The organism is Actinospica durhamensis, assembly GCF_018139695.1.
GTDB lineage: Bacteria > Actinomycetota > Actinomycetes > Streptomycetales > Catenulisporaceae > Actinospica > Actinospica durhamensis.
On record NZ_JAGSOG010000175.1, the window covers coordinates 1 to 18739 of the forward strand.

20 protein-coding genes and 2 pseudogenes are annotated in these 18739 nt (G+C 72.7%); 7 read left to right on the forward strand and 15 right to left on the reverse strand.

Going from position 1 to position 18739, the window contains the following annotated elements; genetic code table 11:
* Together KDL01_RS27210 and KDL01_RS27215 are read left to right on the forward strand one after the other, a co-directional pair.
* Positions 1-243: pseudogene (locus KDL01_RS27210) on the forward strand (ABC transporter ATP-binding protein); the annotation flags it as partial.
* A 78-nt stretch (positions 244-321) separates the two neighbouring features.
* Positions 322-870: an SMI1/KNR4 family protein gene (locus tag KDL01_RS27215; RefSeq protein WP_212531467.1), complete on the forward strand. Its 549-nt coding sequence runs from the start codon at positions 322-324 to the stop codon at positions 868-870.
* Here KDL01_RS27215 and KDL01_RS27220 read toward each other — a convergent pair.
* From KDL01_RS27220 to KDL01_RS46065, 6 genes and pseudogenes are all read right to left on the reverse strand, one after another.
* Positions 867-1505, reverse strand: a complete 639-nt coding sequence (locus KDL01_RS27220) for a TetR/AcrR family transcriptional regulator (protein WP_307846612.1) — start codon at positions 1503-1505, stop codon at positions 867-869. The genes KDL01_RS27215 and KDL01_RS27220 overlap by 4 nt on opposite strands.
* A gap of 26 nt (positions 1506-1531) precedes the next feature.
* Positions 1532-2296, reverse strand: a complete 765-nt coding sequence (locus KDL01_RS27225; protein ID WP_212531468.1) for an enoyl-CoA hydratase family protein — start codon at positions 2294-2296, stop codon at positions 1532-1534.
* A 33-nt stretch (positions 2297-2329) separates the two neighbouring features.
* Positions 2330-3517 carry an acyl-CoA dehydrogenase family protein gene (locus KDL01_RS27230; protein WP_212531469.1) on the reverse strand — a complete coding sequence of 396 codons (1188 nt, stop codon included), beginning with the start codon at positions 3515-3517 and terminating at the stop codon, positions 2330-2332.
* On the reverse strand, positions 3514-5505 hold the full coding sequence (locus KDL01_RS27235) for an ATP-binding protein (protein ID WP_212531470.1): 1992 nt from the start codon (positions 5503-5505) through the stop codon (positions 3514-3516). The genes KDL01_RS27230 and KDL01_RS27235 overlap by 4 nt, the downstream gene beginning before the upstream one ends.
* A gap of 10 nt (positions 5506-5515) precedes the next feature.
* On the reverse strand, positions 5516-7117 hold the full coding sequence (locus KDL01_RS27240) for an acyl-CoA carboxylase subunit beta (RefSeq protein ID WP_212531471.1): 1602 nt from the start codon (positions 7115-7117) through the stop codon (positions 5516-5518).
* Positions 7114-7464 (reverse strand): annotated as a pseudogene (locus tag KDL01_RS46065) (AtuA-related protein); the annotation flags it as partial. The pseudogene KDL01_RS46065 and the gene KDL01_RS27240, both read right to left, overlap by 4 nt.
* Positions 7465-7682: 218 nt before the next feature.
* On the opposite strand from KDL01_RS46065, the gene KDL01_RS27250 reads away from it, so the two are divergent.
* A complete protein-coding gene (locus KDL01_RS27250) occupies positions 7683-8414 on the forward strand; it encodes a hypothetical protein (protein WP_212531473.1) in 732 nt (243 codons plus the stop codon).
* A gap of 27 nt (positions 8415-8441) precedes the next feature.
* On the opposite strand, the gene KDL01_RS27255 is transcribed toward KDL01_RS27250, so the two are convergent.
* Positions 8442-9179, reverse strand: a complete 738-nt coding sequence (locus KDL01_RS27255) for a TetR/AcrR family transcriptional regulator (RefSeq protein ID WP_212531474.1) — start codon at positions 9177-9179, stop codon at positions 8442-8444.
* An 83-nt stretch (positions 9180-9262) separates the two neighbouring features.
* Between KDL01_RS27255 and KDL01_RS27260 the strand changes: the two genes are divergently transcribed.
* The gene (locus tag KDL01_RS27260) at positions 9263-9772 is read left to right on the forward strand and encodes a PaaI family thioesterase (protein WP_212531475.1); all 510 of its coding nucleotides are present in this window, start codon (positions 9263-9265) and stop codon (positions 9770-9772) included.
* Positions 9773-9823: 51 nt separating this feature from the next.
* Here the strand turns inward: KDL01_RS27260 and abmR are convergent, their stop codons facing one another.
* Together abmR and KDL01_RS27270 are read right to left on the reverse strand one after the other, a co-directional pair.
* Positions 9824-10414 (reverse strand): ATP-binding transcription factor AbmR, encoded by a 591-nt coding sequence (gene abmR / locus KDL01_RS27265; protein ID WP_281415629.1) that lies wholly within the window; start codon positions 10412-10414, stop codon positions 9824-9826.
* A gap of 136 nt (positions 10415-10550) precedes the next feature.
* A complete protein-coding gene (locus KDL01_RS27270) occupies positions 10551-11384 on the reverse strand; it encodes a putative protein N(5)-glutamine methyltransferase (protein WP_212531487.1) in 834 nt (277 codons plus the stop codon).
* Positions 11385-11552: 168 nt separating this feature from the next.
* Here KDL01_RS27270 and KDL01_RS27275 point away from each other — a divergent pair, with 168 nt between their 5' ends.
* Complete coding sequence (locus KDL01_RS27275; RefSeq protein WP_212531476.1) at positions 11553-12452, forward strand: DUF1003 domain-containing protein; 900 nt, start codon at positions 11553-11555, stop codon at positions 12450-12452.
* 14 nt (positions 12453-12466) lie between these two features.
* Here the strand turns inward: KDL01_RS27275 and KDL01_RS27280 are convergent, their stop codons facing one another.
* Positions 12467-13222: a CU044_2847 family protein gene (locus KDL01_RS27280; protein WP_212531477.1), complete on the reverse strand. Its 756-nt coding sequence runs from the start codon at positions 13220-13222 to the stop codon at positions 12467-12469.
* A gap of 220 nt (positions 13223-13442) precedes the next feature.
* Between KDL01_RS27280 and KDL01_RS27285 the strand changes: the two genes are divergently transcribed.
* The gene (locus KDL01_RS27285) at positions 13443-14030 is read left to right on the forward strand and encodes a TIGR03086 family metal-binding protein (RefSeq protein WP_212531478.1); all 588 of its coding nucleotides are present in this window, start codon (positions 13443-13445) and stop codon (positions 14028-14030) included.
* Between the two features lie 24 nt (positions 14031-14054).
* Here the strand turns inward: KDL01_RS27285 and KDL01_RS27290 are convergent, their stop codons facing one another.
* Positions 14055-14519: an NUDIX hydrolase gene (locus KDL01_RS27290; protein ID WP_212531479.1), complete on the reverse strand. Its 465-nt coding sequence runs from the start codon at positions 14517-14519 to the stop codon at positions 14055-14057.
* Between the two features lie 97 nt (positions 14520-14616).
* On the opposite strand from KDL01_RS27290, the gene KDL01_RS27295 reads away from it, so the two are divergent.
* Positions 14617-15306 carry a lysoplasmalogenase gene (locus KDL01_RS27295; RefSeq protein ID WP_212531480.1) on the forward strand — a complete coding sequence of 230 codons (690 nt, stop codon included), beginning with the start codon at positions 14617-14619 and terminating at the stop codon, positions 15304-15306.
* A gap of 20 nt (positions 15307-15326) precedes the next feature.
* On the opposite strand, the gene KDL01_RS27300 is transcribed toward KDL01_RS27295, so the two are convergent.
* The 4 genes from KDL01_RS27300 to KDL01_RS27315 all read right to left on the reverse strand — a co-directional run bounded on the left by KDL01_RS27300 (position 15327) and on the right by KDL01_RS27315 (position 18417).
* A complete protein-coding gene (locus tag KDL01_RS27300; RefSeq protein ID WP_212531481.1) occupies positions 15327-15836 on the reverse strand; it encodes a GrpB family protein in 510 nt (169 codons plus the stop codon).
* 22 nt (positions 15837-15858) lie between these two features.
* Entirely contained in the window at positions 15859-16302 is a 444-nt protein-coding gene (locus KDL01_RS27305; protein WP_212531482.1) for a YbhB/YbcL family Raf kinase inhibitor-like protein, read from the reverse strand.
* Between the two features lie 172 nt (positions 16303-16474).
* Positions 16475-16975 (reverse strand): MarR family winged helix-turn-helix transcriptional regulator, encoded by a 501-nt coding sequence (locus tag KDL01_RS27310; RefSeq protein ID WP_212531483.1) that lies wholly within the window; start codon positions 16973-16975, stop codon positions 16475-16477.
* Complete coding sequence (locus KDL01_RS27315) at positions 16972-18417, reverse strand: MFS transporter (RefSeq protein WP_212531484.1); 1446 nt, start codon at positions 18415-18417, stop codon at positions 16972-16974. The genes KDL01_RS27310 and KDL01_RS27315 overlap by 4 nt, the downstream gene beginning before the upstream one ends.
* Positions 18418-18739 lie beyond the last annotated feature (322 nt).

Below are 18739 nucleotides of genomic sequence, written 5' to 3' on the forward strand. Positions count from 1 at the left end.
GCCCTACTCGACCCCACCACCGCCCGCGCCACCGAACGCGCCCTGTCCGCAGTACTCGAAGGCCGCACCGTCCTCGCCATCGCCCACCGCCTCCACACCGCCCACGACGCAGACCGCGTGGCCGTGATGGCGGACGGACACCTCACCGAAGTCGGCACCCACGACGAGCTCGTCGCACACGGCGGAGCTTATGCCAGCCTATGGAGTTCCTGGCAGGGAGATTCTGCAGTAAATCTAGGCTAGCGGGACCGCCTCGGGCCCGCCGGTCACGAAATCGCCAGTACCCGTGGACCGAAGGGCCGGCGCTGCCAGGATATGGACGTGCCCAACCTCGAACTGCTCATCGATCGCATCCTGACGCGTGCCTTCGCGGAGGCCGATCTGCCTGCGCGGGCGACAAGCGCCATGGTGGCCGAGGCTGAAGGCCGATTGGGCTTCGCACTGCACCCGCTGCTCGCACGCCTGTACACCGAAGTGGCCAACGGAGGGTTCGGGCCCGGACCGGGGCCCGGGCTGCTGCCGCTGCTCGGGCCTGGCCACAACGTCGTGGACGAATACCTCTCGCTACTCGAAAGATCAGCGCTCGAGAAGCCAGCGGTATGGCCGGCCGGGGCGGTTCCGATACTCGACTGGGGCTGCTCGATGCGGGCGGCGGTCGACTGCCACGACGAGATGGGCCAGGTACTCCTGTTCGAGCCGAACGGGCACGGCGGCGGCGCCTGCGACGATTGCTGGTTCCTCGATGCGCTCAGCCTCGCCGCCTGGCTGGAAGCCTGGCTGACCGAAACGGCCTGGCACTCACCAGACCTCGGCCCGCACGAGGTGACCTACCCACAACGGTGGTCACACGCAGCGGTTCGGTTGCTCTAGCCAGGCTGCTCGGCCAGGGCGGCGTCGAGGATCGCGGACCAGCGGGCGACGATGCGGGTGCGGCGGTCCGAGTCGTCGGTGAGCAGGTTCGCCAGGCCGAGGCCGCGGGCCATGTCGAGGGTGGCTTGGACCGTCTCGCGTACGCCTGCGGCGTACTCGTCCACGCCGAGGGAGGCGACGGCGACGCGGTGGGCTTCGCGTCCGACGCGGTTCTCCAGCGCCACCACCCGTTCGCGCAGCGGCTCCTCGGTCGCGGCTGCCACCCAGAGGTGGAGCGCGGCTCTGAAATACTGATCCGTATACATCCGTACGATCATCGAGACCACCGCCTCGGTGCGCGCCGGGCCGTGCTCGGGCAGTTCGTCCAGGCGGGCTCGCACGAAGGCCATCCGCTCGGCCGCGACGTGCTCGATCGCTGCCGTGAACAGGTCCTCGCGGGTCGGGAAGTGGTGTTGGAGCGCGCCGCGGGTGACGCCGGCCCGCTCGGCCACCACTGCCACGGTGCTGCCGGTCCAGCCGAGGCGGGCCAGGCAGTCCACGGCCGCGTCCAGCAGCCGGGCGCGGGTGGCTCGGCTGCGATCCTGTTGCGGCAGGCGGTGGGCGAGCTCGGCGCCGCTCACTTCTGTGCCGCTCACTTCTGTGCCGCTCACTCCTGTGCCGCTCACTCCTGGGCCCAGGCCGGCGGGCGGCGCTCGAGGAACGCGCGCATGCCCTCCTGGGCCTCGGGCGAGCCGAACAGGCGCGAGGACTGCGCGATCATCGTCTCGCCGTCGCGCTCGAAGGCGCGCAGGACGTCGGCCGTGACCAGGCTCTTGGTCTCGGCGAGGCCCTGCGGCGAGGCCTTGCGCAGGTTCTCCAGGTACACCTCGGCCACCGCCTCGGTGCCGTCCGGGGCCGCCGCGGTGATCAGGCCGATGCGGGCGGCCTCGTCGGCGTCGAAGGTGGCGCCGGTCAGGTACCAGGTCGCCGCGGCCCGGGGGTCCAGGCGCGGGAGCAGCGGCAGCGAGATCACCGCGGGGGCCAGGCCCAGGCGCACCTCGGTGAACGCGAAGCTCGCCTTGGGCCCGGCCACGGCCAGGTCGCAGGACCCTACCAGGCCGAGGCCGCCGGCCCGCACGTGGCCGTCGATCCGGGCCAGGACGGGCTTGCGCAGCTCCACCAGCGCGCGCATCAGCCGCACCAGGTTGCGCGGGCCGCTCGTCGGGTCGGCACCGGTCGCCTCGGTCAGGTCGGCGCCCGCGCAGAAGACCGAACCGGTGTGCGTGAGCACGAGCGCGCGCACGCCCGGGTCGGCCTCGGCCCGGCCCAGCGCCTCGTCGAGCTGCGCGACCAGCCGCGTGGAGAGCGCGTTGCGGTTCGCCGGCGAGTCGAGCGTGAGCGTGGCCACGGCGCGCTCGACGTCGTAGCGGACGAGCGGTTCGGTCATCAGCGGGGTGCCTTTCCGGTACGTGCGTGTGGATCAGTATGACTTAGGCAGTCCGAGGGTGTGCTGCGCCACGTAGTTCAGAATCATCTCGCGGCTGACCGGCGCCACCCGCGTGACGCGGCTGACCGTGATCAGCGCGCCGAGGCCGTACTCCTGGGTCAGGCCGTTGCCGCCGAGGGTCTGCACGGCCTGGTCCACGCTGTGCACGGCGGCCTCGGCAGCGGCGAACTTGGCCATGTTGGCGGCCTCCCCCGCGCCGATGTCGTCGCCCGCGTCGTTGAGCAGCGCGGCCTTCTGCGTCATCAGGCGGGCGAGTTCGGTTTCGATCCGGCATTGGGCCAGCGGGTGCGCGAGGCCCTGGTGCGCGCCGATGGGGTCCTTGAACACGACCCTCGACTTGGCGTAGTCCACCGCCCGGCCCAGCGCGTACCTGGCGATCCCGGTGGCGAACGCGGCGACCATGATCCGTTCCGGGTTGAGCCCGGCGAACAGCTGCGCCAGGGCCGCGTCCTCGTCGCCGACCAGGGCGTCCGCGGGCAGCCGCACCTCGTCGAAGAAGAGCTGGAACTGACGCTCCGGGGAGACGATCTCCATCGGGATGACGCGGTACTCGAAGCCCGGGGTCTCGCGCGGCACGATGAACAGCGCGGGCTTGAGCCGGCCGGTGCGCGCGTCCTCGGTGCGGGCGACCACCATCACCGAGTCGCAGGTGTCGACCGCCGATATGAAGACCTTGCGGCCGTTGAGGATCCAGTCGGCGCCGTCGCGGCGCGCGGTGGTGGTGATCCGGTGGGAGTTGGAGCCCGCGTCCGGCTCGGTGATGCCGAAGGCCATACGCACGGTGCCGTCGGCGAATCCGGGCAGGTGGCGGCGCTTCTGTTCCTCGGTGCCGAACCGGGCGATGATGCTGCCGCAGATCGCGGGCGTGACCACGAGCAGCAGCAGCGGGCAGCCGGCGGTGGCCAGTTCCTCGAGCACGACGACGAGGTCCGCGATGCCGCCGCCCCCGCCGCCGTACTCCTCCGGCAGGCTCACGCCGAGGTAGCCGAGCCGGCCGGCCTCGAGCCAGAGTTCTTCGCTGCTCTCGCCGGCGCGGGCGCGCTCCTGCAGGTACGCGGCGCCGTAGCGCCGCCCGAGCGCGCCGACCGCCTCGCGCAGCGCGCGGCGCTCCTCGGTGTCGAAGGGAAAGGCGGGCGCTGCCGCCGGTTCGGTGAGGGTCACGGGGCTTGCTCCTTCGCGTCGGGTAGGGGCGGAGCGAGGGGCGGGTGCGGTTCGACGACGGCCAGGACCGCGCCGACGGCGACCTGGTCGCCGGGACGTGCGGGGAGCTTGGCCAGGACGCCGTCGGCGGGGGCGAGCACGACGTGCTCCATCTTCATCGCCTCGAGCCACAGCAGCGGCTGACCGGCCGTCACGCTCTCCCCCTCCGCCGCCGCGACCCGCACGACGGTGCCGGGCATGGGCGCGAGCAGCGAGCCGGGAGCGAGCTGCGCGGCCCGGTCGGGGAAACGGCTGACGGGCGTCAGCGCGGCGGCGCGGCCCGGACTGTCCACGTACACGGCCGGATCGCCGGCGTAGACGCAGACCTCGAACGTACGTCGCAGGCCACTGCGTTCGAGCACTACGCGGTCGGGCCCGGCCTCGACGAGCCGGAGGTCCGGGAAGTCTTCGACGCGCAGGCCCTCGCGGGTGTGGCTGTAGCGCACCTCATACACGTCACCGTGAGCGTCCTGATACGTCTTGAGCTGCGGTTGCGAGCGGATATTGCGCCAGCCCGAGGGGATCGCGGCGGGCGACGGTCCGGTGCCCGCGCGACCTGCCGCGTCGGCGAGCGCCGCCGCGAGAGCGGACAGGTCGTCCTTCGCGTCCTCGGCAGACGGATCGAGCAGCGCGGCGCCATGGTCGCCGAGGAACGCGGTGTGCACGTCGGCGGCGAGGAACGCCGGGTGACGCAGGACCCGGACAAGCAGGTCGCGGTCGGTGGTGACGCCGTGGACGCGGCTGCGTTCGAGGGCCGAGGCGAGCAGCCGGGCGGCGGCCTCACGGGTCGGGGCCCAGGCGATCAGCTTGGCCAGCATCGCGTCGTAGGCCACGCCGATGACGGAGCCGGCCTCCACCGCGCTGTCGAGGCGCAGCAAGGAGTCTTCGGCCTCGAACACCGGCACGTCGAAGCGGTGCACCGTGCCGGTCGCCGGACGCCAGTCGTGGGCCGGGTCCTCGGCGTAGAGGCGGGCCTCGATCGCGTGGCCGCGCGGCGCGGGCGGCACCGGCGCGAGCGCGGCGCCCTCGGCGATCCGCAGCTGCCAGGCGACGAGGTCGAGGCCGGTCACGCACTCGGTCACCGGGTGCTCGACCTGGAGGCGCGTGTTCATCTCGAGGAAGCGGAATCGGCCGTCGGGGCCGAGCAGGAACTCCACCGTCCCGGCGCCGGCGTACCCGATCGTGCGGGCGGCGACGGCGGCGGCCTCGGTCAGCTCGGCCCGCAGCCCGTCCGGCAGGCCCGGCGCGGGAGTCTCCTCGATCACCTTCTGGTGCCGCCGTTGGATCGAGCAGTCGCGCTCGCCGAGCGTCCAGACCGTGCCGTGGGTGTCGGCGAGCACCTGCACCTCGACGTGGCGTCCGCGCTCCACGTACGGCTCGAGGAAGACCTCGTCGGAGCCGAACGCGGCGGCCGCCTCGGACCGCGCGGATGCGAGGTCTGAGCTCAGGCTCCGCAGGTCGCGCACGACCCGCATGCCGCGGCCGCCGCCGCCCGCCGCGGCCTTGACCAGCAACGGAAGATCCGCCTCGGTCACCGCGGCCGGGTCGAGCGGTGCGAACACCGGCACGCCCGCGGCCTGCATCAGCGCCTTGGCCCGCGTCTTCGAACCCATGTCCGCGATGGCCTCGGGCGACGGGCCGATCCAGCACAGGCCCGCGTCCAGCACGGCCCGCGCGAACGCGGCGTCCTCGGACAGGAAGCCGTAGCCGGGGTGCACCGCGTCCGCCCCGGCCGTGTGTGCCGCCTGCACCAGCAGGTCCACGCGCAGGTACGTGTCCGCGGGGGCGGTGCCGGGCAGCCGGACGGCGAGATCGGCCTCGCGCACGTGCGGGGCGTGCGCGTCGGCGTCGGAGAAGACCGCGACCGTGGCGATGCCGGACTGCCGGCACGCGCGGAAGATCCGGCGCGCGATCTCGCCGCGGTTGGCCACCAGCAACGACGTGATCATCTTCGACCCCTCACATCCGGTAGACGCCGTAGCCGCGGCTGCCGCGCACCTCGGCACCGTGTACGGCGGACAGGCACAGGCCGAGCACGGTGCGGGTGTCGCGCGGGTCGATCACGCCGTCGTCGTAGAGCCGGCCGGACAGGAACGCGGGCACGGACTCCGCCTCCACCTGCTGCTCCACCATCGCCCTGATCGCCTCGGCGCCCTCCTCGTCGAACGGGCGCCCGGCCGCTGCGGCGGACTGCCGGGAGACCAGCGTGAGCACCCCGGCCAGCTGCTTCGGGCCCATCACCGCCGCCCGCGCGCTCGGCCAGGAGAACAGGAACCGCGGCTCGAACGCGCGGCCGCACATGCCGTAGTGGCCCGCGCCGTAGCTCGCGCCCATCAGGATCGAGATATGCGGGACCTTGCTGTTGGAGACCGCGTTGATCATCATCGCGCCGTGCTTGATGATCCCGCCCTGCTCGTAGTCGCGCCCGACCATGTAGCCGGTGGTGTTGTGCAGGAACACCAGCGGCACGTCGCGCTGGTTGGCCAGCTGGATGAACTGCGCGGCCTTCTGCGACTCCGCGCTGAACAGCACGCCGCGCGCGTTGGCCAGCACGCCGACCGGGTAGCCGTGCACCCGCGCCCAGCCGGTGGCGAGGCTCGGCCCGTACTCGGCCTTGAACTCGTCGAAGTCCGAGTCGTCCACGACCCGGGCGAGCACCTCGCGCGGGTCGAACGGGGTCTTGAGGTCGCCGGGGACGAGGCCGAGCAGCTCGTCCTCCTCGAAGCGCGGCGCGGCGGCGTCCGGCGTCGCGGGGGCGGGCCCGAGCTTGGTCCAGTTCAGGCGGCGCACGATCCGGCGCGCGGTGCGCAGCGCGTCGGGCTCGTCGAGGGCGAAGTAGTCGGCCAGGCCCGAGGTGCGCGCGTGCATCGCCGCGCCGCCCAGGGACTCGTCATCGGCGTCCTCGCCGGTGGCCACCTTGACCAGCGGCGGCCCGGCCAGGAAGACCTTGGCCCGGTCGCTCACCATGACGACGTGGTCTGACATGCCTGGGATGTAGGCGCCGCCGGCGGTGGAGTTGCCGAAGACGACGGCGATGGTCGGGATGCCCGCGGCGGAGAGGCGGGTCAGGTCGCGGAACAGCGCGCCGCCGGGGATGAAGACCTCTTTCTGGGCCTGCAGATCCGCGCCGCCGGACTCCACCAGGTTGATCACCGGCAGGCGGTTGGCCAGCGCGATCTCGTTGGCCCGCAGCGCCTTCTTGAGCGTCCAGGCGTTGCTGGCGCCGCCGCGCACGGTCGGATCGCTGGCGGTGATCAGGCATTCGGTGCCCTCGACCACGCCGATCCCGGTCACCAGGGCCGCACCGACCGGGTACTCCGTGCCCCACGCGGCCAGCGGGGAGAGCTCGAGGAACGGCGCGTCGGGGTCGAGCAGCAGCTCGATGCGTTCGCGGGCCAGGAGTTTGCCCCGGGAGCGGTGGCGGGTGACGTACTTCTCCCCGCCGCCCGCGAGGGCCTTGGCGTGTTCGGCGGCGAGCGCGTCGAGGTCGGCGAGCATGGCGGCGCGGCGGCCGCGGTACTCCTCGGCGCGCGGGTCGAGCCGGGTGCCCAGGACCGTCATCGGCGCGGCTCCAGCAGGAGTTCGGGGATCTCGAGGTACCGGGCGCGCAGCCACTCCCCGACGGCCTTGGCCTGCGGGTCGAACCGGGCCTGGGCGCCGACGCCCTGGCCGAGCAGCCCCGACACGACGAAGTTCACCGCGCGCAGGTGCGGCAGCAGGTGGCGGGTCACCCGCAGCTCGGCCGTCTCGGGCAGCAGTTGCCTGAGCCGCTCGACGGTGAGGGTGTGGGCGAGCCAGCGCCAGCCCTCGTCGCTGCGGGCCCACAGGCCGATGTTCGCGTCGCCGCCCTTGTCCCCGCTGCGGGCGCCCGCGACCAGGCCGAGCGGGGCGTGGCGGGTCGGGCCTGCTGACCGGCCGTCATCAAGGGCATTGCCGAAAAAACATGGCTATATGCATATGAACGGTAAGTATACGGATTATCCGGACAATCAGGCGGTGAATCACTGGTCCGAACCGGTGAAGCGGCGCGTCCGACGGTGCGTCAGGCGGTCGGAGCGCGGCGGGGACGCGCAGAGTACGTCGCGACGGACGAACCCTGCGACGCGCTGCGCGATGGAGGACGACGATGCCCCGCACCCCCCATGTGGTCCTGGCCGCGGCGGGCATGGCCGCGGTGCTGCTCGCGGCGGCCTGCGGCGGCAACGCCCCGGCGACCCCGCACCCGGCCCCGGCCGGTGCGGCGGCGGCCCCGGTGAACGCGCAGCCCGCGACCGTGCAGCCCAAGGCCGCTCCCCCGGCCTCCGCCGCGCCGCTGCCGACCCCGTCCGCGAACGCGGCCGCGGGCACCGCGGTGCCCGACCCCGGCGTACTGCCGCAGACCCGCCAGATGCCCGGCGATCAGGACCCGCGGTTCGTCGCCGGAGCGCACGCCCTGTGGCAGGCGATCGTGCAGGACAAGCCCGCCCTGGCCAAGCCCTTCTTCTTCCCGCTCTCGGCCTACCTGCAGGTCAAGGACATCTCGGACCCGGCGCAGGACTATCAGAACCGGTTGATCGCCTGGTACGGCCTCGACATCAAGGCCGCGCACGACCTCCTCGGCGCCGGGGCCGCCGGCGCGAAGCTGACCGGCGTGGATGTGCCGCAGGACCAGGCCGAGTGGATCGAGCCCGGCGTCGAGTACAACAAGGGCTCGTACTACCGCGTCTACGGCACCAGGCTGACCTACCAGGAGAACGGGCACACCGCGTCGTTCGGCGTCTTCTCGCTGATCTCCTGGCGCGGTGAGTGGTACGTCGTGCACCTCGGCCCGAGCACGCGCTCGGCGATGGAGGGCATCGTCTACGACCCGCAGGGCTGAGGCGGCGCGCGGCCAACGGCCCCTGGGCTATCGCCCCGTCAGCTGTCGGCTCCAGTCGCCGAACGCGGTGGCGAACTGCCCGGCCGTCGGCGTGCCGGTCAGAGCGGCGGCGGACATCTCGCCGAGGGCGGCGTTGCCGAGTCCGGCCATGCGCGCCACCTCGTCGCAGAACGACTCCTGGTCCTGCGGCCACGGGAAGTAGGGCTGAGCGATCATCAGGGCGACGCAGCCGTGCAGCGCGGTCATGGCCCGCAGCGCGATCCGCTCCGGGTCCCCGTGCAGCACCCCGGCCTCGATGCACGGCCGGGTGGCCTCGGCGAGATAGCGCAGGCACGCCGTCGCGGCCTCCTGCTCGGGTCGGGCGTCCGGCGGGGCGTCGGGTCGGGGCGCACCCATCATCAGCAGCCGATACTGCAGTGGATGTTCGAGCCCGAAGCGCACGAACGCGCCGGCTCCGCGCCGCAGGCCCTGGAACGGATCGTCGGTCGACTCGATCGCGGCGCGCACGGCGTGCCCGAGTTCCTGCCACACGCGCATGCACACCGCCGCGACCAGCGCGTCCTTGTCGGCGAAGTGCCGGTAGACGGCCGGTGTGCTCACGCCCGTGCGCGCGGCCACCGCGCGCAGCGTCAGCACCGCCTCGTCGCCCGCCTCGGCCAGCAGGCTCTCCGCCGCGACCAGGATCTCCTCGCGCAGCAACCCGCCCTCGCCCGGTCGGGTACGCCGGCGTCTCGGTGTCTCGAGCACCATGGCGACAGTTGACACGAGCTCAGTTGACGATGTCAACTTGACGCTGTCAACTTCACCGCGGCCACGCCGCGCCGCACCCGTCGGAAGGCTCCCCGACCGTGTCCGAGTTCCCCGCCGCGCAACGCAGCGGTCTGCGCCTGTTCGAGCTCTACCGCGAGGGCGGCCTTGAGCTGGTGGGGATCGCGCAGCTGCTGGACATGCGCTGCACGGAGGTCGAGGAGGGACGGATCGTATTCACCGTCAAGTCCCGCCCCGAGTTCGCCAACCCGCTCGGCACGCTGCACGGCGGGATCGCCGCCACCCTGCTCGACTCGGCCATGGGTTGCGCCGTGCACACCACACTGCCCGCCGGCATGATCTACACCTCGCTGGACATCTCCGTGCGCTATATCAGGGCCGGCGGGATCGACGGCGGCGAGCTGCGGGCCGAGGGCCGGGTGGTGCACCGCGGCCGCAAGATCCGCACGGCCGAGGCCAGTCTGACCGATGAACAGGGCAGGCTGATCGCCACCGCCACCTCCTCGCTGATGGTGATGCCCGCCCCCGCCTCCCGCGCGACGGGCCCGGACCAGGCGATCGAGACGGGATCCGACGGGGGCGACGCGTAGCGCCGGGCCCCGATCCGCGCCCGGCGCTCCGCGGCTTCGTGCCACGCCGCGTCAGTCCAGATCAGGACCCTGTCGGCGCAGTTCGTCCACGTGCGTCATCGCCTCGCGCAGCTCCTCGAGCCAGCCCTCGGCGTGCCGCCCGACCAGCCGGACCGCCCAGGCGAGCGCGTCCGACCGGGACCGTGCCACGCCCGAGGCCACCAGCGTGTCCAGCACCATCCGCTCCGGCTGGCGCAGCCGCGTCATCACCGGCACCGAGAGCACCGTGAACAGCTCGGTCTCCTCGCCGACGCGCGCGCCCCAGGCGACCTTGCGCCCGAAGCGGTGCTCGGCCTGCCGGGCGATCTCGATCCGCTCGTCCCTGGTCTGCTCCCGGAACCGGCTGATCCGCCCGGACGACGCGGCCGCCCGCTCGGCCGCGTCGGTGAACTCCTCGGTCAGGTCCGGCAGCGTGCCGACGACCAGGATCTCCTCCCGGTCCACGGTCACCTCGGGCGCCTCGGTGAACCAGCCGTCCGGCAGCCGCCCGGCGAACCAGGCCGAGGCCTCGCCCACCGAGAGCGTCTCCGGCTCCTGCCGCGGCCCGCCCCAGCCGCTGCTCCCGTTCCATCCGCTACCCCGTGCCTGCGTCTTACCTCGCATGACGGCCTCCCGATTACATGATTACACGCTTACCGCACTGCATACGTTACTCAGGTACGACGGGTCGGCAAGGGCGTTCGCCACGGGCGAACAGCGGCGGACAGCGGGTAGCGGGTGCGGGTCAGGCGGGTGCGGGTCAAGCGGGGCGGCGGCCGACCAGCACGGTCGTGGAGTAGTCGTCCTCGTCGGACTCGTGCACGGAGGCTTCGAGCCCCGCGGTCCGGAAGGCGGCGAGCGCGGCGTCCTGCTGGCGCGCGCTGATCTCGATCAGGACGTGGCCGCCCGGACGCAGCCAGCGCGGCGCGCACGCACCGACCCTGCGCAGCACGTCGAGGCCGTCCGACCCGCCGTCCAACGCGACCAAGGGCTCGTAGTCGCGCGCCTCGGCGGGCAGGTAGGCGATCTCGGCGGTCGGGACGTAGGGCACGTTCGCACTCAGTACGCTGACGCGCCCGGCGAGGCGCGACGGCAGCGGCGCGTCGAGGTCGCCCGTGTAGACGAACGCCTTGTGCTCGGCGAGGAGCCCGGCCAGATTCAGCCGGGCGCACGCGGTCGCGGCCGGGTCCACGTCGGCGGCGTGCAGCTCGATCCGGTCGGCCAACCCGTCTGCCAGCGCCGCGCCCACCGCGCCGACGCCGCAGCACAGGTCCACCACCACGTCGCCAGGCTCGACCGACGCCAACGCCACCTGCACGAGGTGCTCGGTGCGGCGGCGCGGCACGAAGACCCCGGGCGCGACGATGATCCGGAGGCCGGCGAACTCGGCCCAGCCGAGGACCAGCTCCAGCGGCTCGCCCGCCACCCGGCGGGCGATCATGCCCTCCAACTCCCCCGGACCGGACGCCTGCGCGAGCAGCAGCTGCGCCTCGTCCTCGGCGAATACGCAGCCCGCCGCCCGCAGCCGCGCCGCGACCGCGTCCACCTCGCCCTGCGCGGCCGCTCGCGCGCCCGCCCCCGACCCGTCCGGCATTCCCACCATCCGCCACCCATCCGCGCTCGACCCGCACCGCTTCCGGCCCATCCCAACGCCCCCGCGGGCCGACCGAAACCCTACCGGACCGCTGCCGCGCCTCCCGGCCGCGCGGACACCGGACCTGCTCAGATCCCTGAACAGGACCGTGCGGTAACTTCAGAGTTCATGAGCCTCTATACCGTGATCCGGCACCCGCACGTGCATCGGCGCCGGCGCCACGGCCCGGTCCGGGCCGAACACGAACACGTGGGTGTCAACGGTCGCATTGCCGCGTGGGTGACCCGCCGAGTCGGGTCGATGTGGACGGTCTACACCTTCGCCGCCTTCACCTCGGTATGGATGATCCTCGGCTCGCCCGCCGGGTACGGATTCGACCCCTACCCGTACCCGTTCCTGCTCTTCCTCGGCAACGTCGTCCAGCTGCTGCTCATCTTCGTCATCCTGCTCGGCCAGCAGGTGATAGGGCGCGCCGCGGACAAGCGCGCGCTGATGACCTACCTCGACGCCGAGGCCATCCTGCACGACTGCGAGGAGATCCAGAACCACCTCATCGCCCAGGACGAGCACCTCGGCTCCTGCGTGGAGCTGAGCGAGGACGACCGCAAGGAGCTGACGCTGGCGGGCGAGCGGCTCGAGGCCCCGGCCAAGATGGACGACGAGTACATCGGCTTCAACGGCCGGCTCGCGGCCTGGGTCACCCACCGGGTGGGCACGATGTCCGCGTTCTACGCCGCCACGTTCTTCCAGCTCGGCTGGATCGTGCTGGCCGAGCTGCACGTGATCACCTTCGATCCGTACCCGTTCCCGTTCCTGCTGTTCCTCTCCAGCCTCACCCAGCTGCTGCTCATGTGCGTGATCATGGTCGGCCAGCAGGTGATAGGGCGCGCCGCGGACAAGCGGGCGCTGCAGACCTACCTGGACGCCGAGGCGGTGCTGCACGCCTGTGAAAGGCTACAGCACCACCTCAAGGCGCAGGATCTGGCGATCCGTCACGTGGTGACGCACATGGAGCAGTGCCGGCCCACCGCCGCGCCGCAGCCGCCGGAGCGCTCGACGGTGGGCTGAGCCCGCCGCCGCGCTCAGCCCGTGTCGCCGCCGGAGTCGCCGTCCGCCTCGCCGCGCCGCGATTCCTCGCTCGAGCCCTCGATCACCCGCGTGCGCGCCTCGGCTCCCTCAGGCCGCTCGCGGTTGTCCCAGCCGAGCGTGATCCGCACCGCCGCCTTGGCCCTCGCGTCGGCGATCAGGCTGATGGCCGCGCCCGCCGAGACGTCGATGTCGAGCCCGAACTCGATCTCCACCGTGTCCGGCTTGGCGTGCCGCAGTCCGTCGCGCACCGACTCGGCGATACCGGAGACGGCCTCGGTGAACCCGTGCAGCTGCTGGGCGTCCTCGGCGGCCTGCTGCACCACCTTCTTGCCCCGGAACCGGTCGAGCCAGCCGCTCCCGCCCGGAGACGGCTGCGAAGACGGCGGTCCCGACGGCGCGCCGCCCGGGTACGAGCCCTGCTCGGGGGGCGGTCCCCACTGCTGCGGAATCGGCACCGGAGCCTGGTCCGGGGCGGCCCCGCCGGGCTGCGGCATACCCCCGTACCCCGGCGCGTCGTCGTACCCGGATCCGCCCGGGTAGGGCGAGGCGCCTGCGTATCCGGGCGCCGGACCGTAGGCCGGAGCCGCGCCGTACGCGGGCGCACCCGGGTACACGGGCGCGTCTCCGTACGCCGGGGAACCCCACGGCACCTGCGGCATCGGCGGGTCGGGCTCCTCGTCCTCGACCCTGACCCACACGACCTGCCCGCTCGGCAGCTTCATCGGCACCGCCGACCCCTTGCGCGCCACGCTCCCCGCCCTTTCGCCATGAATGTTCGACGACGAACTCAGTGTCCGCCGACGGCCGTGCCACCCGACCGGCCGCGCCCGATCTTAGAGGCCAGCGGTCCGGTGCGGCGCCCGCGGATCACTTCTGTCGGAGGGTCACTCTATGCTGGATCTGATCGATCATCAGCGGCGGCGGCACGGGGCCCGGGCCGCCGTCGAACGAGGGGAGACGGAGCAGCTCATGGACTTCCGCACACAGGACCGGACCGCGCTCGAGCTGAACCGGCAGGTGGCCGAGCGGCTGCGGCCGGACCACCTGGACCTGCCCACGCCGTGCCCGCCCTGGTCCGTGCGCGAGCTGCTGCGCCACATGGTCGGCCAGCACCTGCGCTTCGGCGCGGTCGCGCGCGGCGAGGACCCGGACGCGGTGAGCCCGGTCGAGGGCCCGCAGCTCGGGGCCGACGCGGCCGCCACGCTGCGGGAGGCGGCCGAGATCCTCACCCGCTCGTTCGCCGAGGGGGACGAGACGGCGAGCGTGCTGCTGCCGGAGCTCGGCCGCCCGGTGCCGCTCGGCGTGCTGATCTCGTTCCACTTCCTCGACTTCGTCGTGCATGGCTGGGACCTCGCCGTCTCCATCGGCGCCCCCTTCACCCCGCCGGCCAAGCTGTCGGACCAGGCCTTCCAGGTCGGCCAGGTCATCCCGGACGCCTCCCGCGGCCCCGGCGCCTCCTTCGCCGTCAAGGTCCCCGTCGGCGACGACGCCGACGCCCTCGCCCGCCTGCTCGGCCTGGCCGGCCGCGACCCGGACTGGGCGCCGACGGGAGGCTGAGGCGGCGCCGCGGCGGTCTCGGCCTCAGTGCTGGATCAGACCGCCGACCGGCACGGGAGCGACATGGCCCGTTGCCGGAAGGTCCTGGGCCAGGGCGAGGCCGATGTCGACCAGCGCCGACCGGCGCCGGTGCGCGACCTCGGGGATCGGCGTCCAGACCGACTCGGCGATCTCGCCGTTCGGCTCGGGCCGCAGGCTGCCGCCGGTGATGCGGACCTGGTAGAAGACGCCGATGTTCTGGTGCGGTACCGAGCCGGGTATCCGGAGCTCGGCCACGGGGATCACCCTCGAGTCCACGCCCAACAGGCGTTCGACCACCGCGTCGCAGCCGGTCTCCTCGGCGACCTCCCGGATCACCGCGTCGAACGGATCCTCCGTGTGCTCGACCCGGCCTCCCGGAAGAGTCCAATTGTTCGTGGGCCCGTGATAAGCGAGCAGCACGCGTCCGTCCTCGACACACACGGCGTACGCCGCCAACCGAAAACTCATCCCCGCACCGTATCCGATCACTGTGATCGGTGGATCAGTGATTCCCGGGGCCGCGTGCACTAGCCGCGGCTTGATCTCCAGCCCTACACTCGCGCCCATGTCCGCTCCGGCCGCCGTTTCCGCTCCGTCCACGCCACTGGCGCCGTGGACGCGCTTCGCGATGCCCGCGTTCCTCCTCGTCGGCGCGCTGAACCTGCTCTTCGAGGCGGCCGGGCCGCACCTCGGCTACGCGCTCACGAAGCCGCTGCTGATGCTCCTGCTGCTGGCCGCGGCCGCCGCCGCAGGCACCCGGCGGCGGTCGATCCCGGTGCCCGGGCTGCTCGTCGGCGCCCTCGTGGGCTCCTTCGTCGGGGACACGATGCTGCTGTTCAGCGGCACGCTCTTCCTCGTCGGCATGGCGGGCTTCGCCTGCGCGCACGTCTGCTACATCCGGCTCTTCCTCGGCCGGGCACGCCTGCATCCCCGCAGGCTGCGCGGCGCACTGGCGACCTACGGCGTCATCTGGGTCGTGCTCATCAGCAGCCTGTGGTCCGGCCTCGACTCCTCGATGCGCATACCCGTGGCCTGCTACAGCCTGCTGCTCGCCGGCATGGCCACCACGTCCTACGGCGCGAGTCGCCGCACCGGCCTCGGCGGGGCGCTGTTCCTGCTCTCGGACTCGATGATCGCCGCGCACCTGGCCCACTGGTCCACGCCGACCGGCACGGGCTTCGCGGTCATGGCGACGTACCTCGTCGGCCAGTACCTGCTGACGACGGGCGTACTGGCGCTCGCGTCAGAGGGCTGAGCGAGAGCTCGGCAGGCGGGTCAGCCGCGGGCAGAGGACTTCGCGAGCAGTTCCTCCACCAGGTCGCTCTTGGCCGCCGAGTACGCCGCACGGCCCGCGCGGTCGGCGGGGAACCGCTGCGCCAGCGCCACCTTCAGGGCGCTGTAACGCTCGACCTCGTCGGGCCGCAGGCGCAGGTAGTCGCGCAGCAGCACATGGTCCAGGTGTGGCTTCGAACCCGCGATCACGGCGTAGAGGTGGTGCTCGGGCAGCGCGGGCGGCTGCTGAAACGCCTCCCGCCCGCGGATACCCAGATCGCCTTCGTGCAGGTAGCCCTGCCGAGTCAGCCGCTCGATCAGCTCAGCCATGGCGCTCGCGGCCGGCACCACGATGTCGAGGTCGATGATCGGCTTCGCGGCGCATCCGGGCACGGACGTACTGCCGACGTGCTCGATGGAGACCGCCAGATCCATGACATGCGGCGCCAGCAGCCGCCGCAGTTCCTCGAACCGCTGCGGCCACTGGGGGTCGTAGCCGCGCACCACGATCATGACGACACGTCGCCGTTCTCAGCTACCGCTCGCAGACGCCGGTGATACGGCCGCGCGCGAGTACCGGCACGTCGATGGAGGTGAGCACGGCGCGGGGCCGGGTCTTGAGCAGCGCGTCGCGGTCCGGACGGGTCAACAGGCTCTGGCCGAGTGCGTAGAACTGGAACACGTAGCGGTGCGGCCCGTGGCCCTTGAGGGGTTCCGGGCCGAAGTAGCCGCGGCTCATGACCGAGCGCAGCAGCGTCACGCCCGCCGCGGGGCCCTTGCGGGCGAGCGCGCCGGACGGCAGCTCCTGCGGCGTCTGGAGTGCGGCTTCGTCGATGAGGGCGAGGCAGTGGACGGCGGGATTCGAGCCGAGCGGGGCGTCGATGTCCTCGATCAGGAGCAGCAGTTGCGCGGTGCCGGACGGCAGCTCGCCCCACGCCAGGTGCGGCGAGAGGTTCTCGCCGCCGACGCGGGAACCCATGTACCGCGACGCGAGCGTGCCCGCGTCGGTGAAGTCGCGGCTGGTGATCTCCAGCGTGTCCGGGGCGAGGAGTTCGCCTGGTTCCAGGCGTAGGCCTGCTCGTCGGGGCGGTGGTTGCGCAGGAGGGTGCCCAGGATGGCCACGGGGTCTTGCCTTTCTCGGTGGTCGGCGCCTACTCAGGCTTCTGTTCGGCTTCGGCTTCGGGTTCGGCGACGGCTTCGGCGCCGGCCGACGACGGCCCGGCGTTCAACGTGGCGAAGATGCGCGTGAGCGCCGCCAGGTCCCGCGGGTCGAGCACGGCGAGTTCGGGGGGCGGGTCGGCCAGGATGCGCTCGGCGGTGGCTGCGGCGCGCAGTCCGGCCTCGGTGAGGTGCACGAGCTTGCGCCGGCTGTCGTCGGGGTGCGCGCCGCGCCGCACGAGCCCGCGGCGTTCGAGCCGGTCGACGCCGACGGTGGCGGCGGAGGGGTCGACGTCGACGGCTTGGGCGATCTCACGCAGCGTCATCGGGGCCTGCGCGAGTTTGATCAGCAATTCGGCCTTGCCCGCACCGAGATCCAGCTCGACGCGCAGGTCGCGGCGCCGGTCGTGGCCGGTGACGAAGGCCTGCATGCCCGCCCAGGCCGCCTGCGCGGACGCGGCGTCCTGACTGCTCGTGGGCGTGTCGGGGTTCATCGGGCCACCTCCATGGCGTGTGTGCTCACCTGTCGGCCGGCGCGTTCGGCGTGCGCCCCGGCCCACCGTCCGGTCGAGGCCAGACCGAGCAGCACGGTCGCGACGCCGCAGCCGGCGAGTAGGGCCCAGGCGATGTGACTGGCCGCCACGAATCCGCCCGAGCCACCCGCCACGATCGAACCACACACGGCCACGCCGATCGCCGCACCGGTCTGACGGCACGTCGAGGCGATCGCCCCGGCGACCCCGGCCTGGTCGCGCGGCAGCCCCGACAGCGCCGTGTTGGTGATCGGGGTGCTGACGAGGCCGGAACCCGCACCGTACAGGACGTAGGCGAGGACGAGGTACCAGGTGGCAGTCTCGCGCCCGGCCCCGATCAGCAGACCCGTGCCGGCCGCCAGCAGCAGCCCGGCCAGGACGAGCGCCAGGCGGGGCCCGCGGGCGGCCACGATGCGTCCGGAGACGTTCGAGAACACGGCGAGCGCGGCCGCCATCGGGATCGTGAGCACACCGGCGTGCAGCGGGCTGTAGCCGCGCACGTCCTGGAGGTAGAGGGTGTTGAGGAAGAGGAATCCGCCGAGGGTCATCAGCGCCACCAGCGCGATCAGGGCGGCGCCGGCGAAGGGCGGGCTGCGGAAGAACCGGATCTCCACCAGCGGCTCGGCCCGTCGGCGCTCCACCAGGACGAGTCCGAGCACTGACACGGCTGCCAGCGCGAACAGCCCGACCACGAGCGGCGAGTTCCAGCCGTGCCGCGGTCCCTCGATGACGGCCGCGGTGACCGGGCCGAGGAAGGTCACCACGAGCAGCTGTCCGACGGGGTCGAACCGCTTGCCGCGCTTGGCCTTGGACTCGGGGACGAACCGTCCGGTCAGGTAGATCGCCAGGGCCCCGATCGGCACGTTGATCCAGAAGATCGAGCGCCAGCCGAGGCCGCTGACCAGCATCCCGCCCAGCACGGGTCCGCTGGCCAGACTCAGTCCCGCCACCGCTCCCCAGACGCCCACCGCGCGGGCCCGGGCGGCGGGCTCGGTGAAGGTGGTGGCCACGATGGACATCGCGACCGGGTTGAGCATCGATCCGCCGACCGCCTGGAACGCGCGGAACGCCACCAGCGCCCCGAGCGAGGGCGCCACGCTGCACAGCAGCGAGCCGAGGGAGAAGATCCCGAGCCCGAGCTGGAACACCCGCCGCCGGCCGAACCGGTCGGCCAGTGACCCGGAGAACATCAGCAGGCACGCGATGACCAGCGTGTAGGCGTCGATCGCCCACTGCAGCCCGCTCACCGGCGCGCCCAGCGCCCGCTGGATCGAGGGAAGCGCCACGTTGACGATCGTGGCGTCGAGCCCCGCCACGAACACACTCAGGCAGCAGGTGGCCAGCACGACGGTCTGCCCGCGCGGCGAGAGCGGGCGGGAGGCCGGGGCGGCGGAAGCTGTCATAACAATGATTGTTGCACAACAACTATTATTGGCCAAGGCCCCGCCCGGACGCCGCCGCACGGCCGCGCCGAACTCGGACACGCCGGGGGCCGTTCCCGGACACGCCCGAGACTTTCACGGTTCGCGCTGATCCGGACGCCTGCGGGCGCCGGGCGATACGGGTCCGGCCAGGGCACGAGCCGTACGGCCGGTTGCGGAGCGTTGACCTCCGATGACTCCTGGCGGAACCGGTCCGCCGGGTCACACTATGGTGGACGGGTGCAGGAGACGCTTTGGGACTTCCCGCCGGACGACGGGCCCGCGCCGCCGTCCGCCTCCACCC

Coding starts and splice junctions, on each gene's coding strand:
- KDL01_RS27225 (WP_212531468.1), bottom strand. CDS start 2,296: ATGACCGAACCGCTCGTCCGCTACGACGTCGAGCGCGCCGTGGCCACG.
- KDL01_RS27235 (WP_212531470.1), bottom strand. CDS start 5,505: ATGATCACGTCGTTGCTGGTGGCCAACCGCGGCGAGATCGCGCGCCGG.
- KDL01_RS27240 (WP_212531471.1), bottom strand. CDS start 7,117: ATGACGGTCCTGGGCACCCGGCTCGACCCGCGCGCCGAGGAGTACCGC.
- KDL01_RS27250 (WP_212531473.1), top strand. CDS start 7,683: ATGCCCCGCACCCCCCATGTGGTCCTGGCCGCGGCGGGCATGGCCGCG.
- abmR (WP_281415629.1), bottom strand. CDS start 10,414: ATGCGAGGTAAGACGCAGGCACGGGGTAGCGGATGGAACGGGAGCAGC.
- KDL01_RS27270 (WP_212531487.1), bottom strand. CDS start 11,384: ATGCCGGACGGGTCGGGGGCGGGCGCGCGAGCGGCCGCGCAGGGCGAG.
- KDL01_RS27275 (WP_212531476.1), top strand. CDS start 11,553: ATGAGCCTCTATACCGTGATCCGGCACCCGCACGTGCATCGGCGCCGG.
- KDL01_RS27285 (WP_212531478.1), top strand. CDS start 13,443: ATGGACTTCCGCACACAGGACCGGACCGCGCTCGAGCTGAACCGGCAG.
- KDL01_RS27290 (WP_212531479.1), bottom strand. CDS start 14,519: ATGAGTTTTCGGTTGGCGGCGTACGCCGTGTGTGTCGAGGACGGACGC.
- KDL01_RS27295 (WP_212531480.1), top strand. CDS start 14,617: ATGTCCGCTCCGGCCGCCGTTTCCGCTCCGTCCACGCCACTGGCGCCG.
- KDL01_RS27300 (WP_212531481.1), bottom strand. CDS start 15,836: ATGATCGTGGTGCGCGGCTACGACCCCCAGTGGCCGCAGCGGTTCGAG.
- KDL01_RS27305 (WP_212531482.1), bottom strand. CDS start 16,302: ATGGGTTCCCGCGTCGGCGGCGAGAACCTCTCGCCGCACCTGGCGTGG.
- KDL01_RS27310 (WP_212531483.1), bottom strand. CDS start 16,975: ATGAACCCCGACACGCCCACGAGCAGTCAGGACGCCGCGTCCGCGCAG.
- KDL01_RS27315 (WP_212531484.1), bottom strand. CDS start 18,417: ATGACAGCTTCCGCCGCCCCGGCCTCCCGCCCGCTCTCGCCGCGCGGG.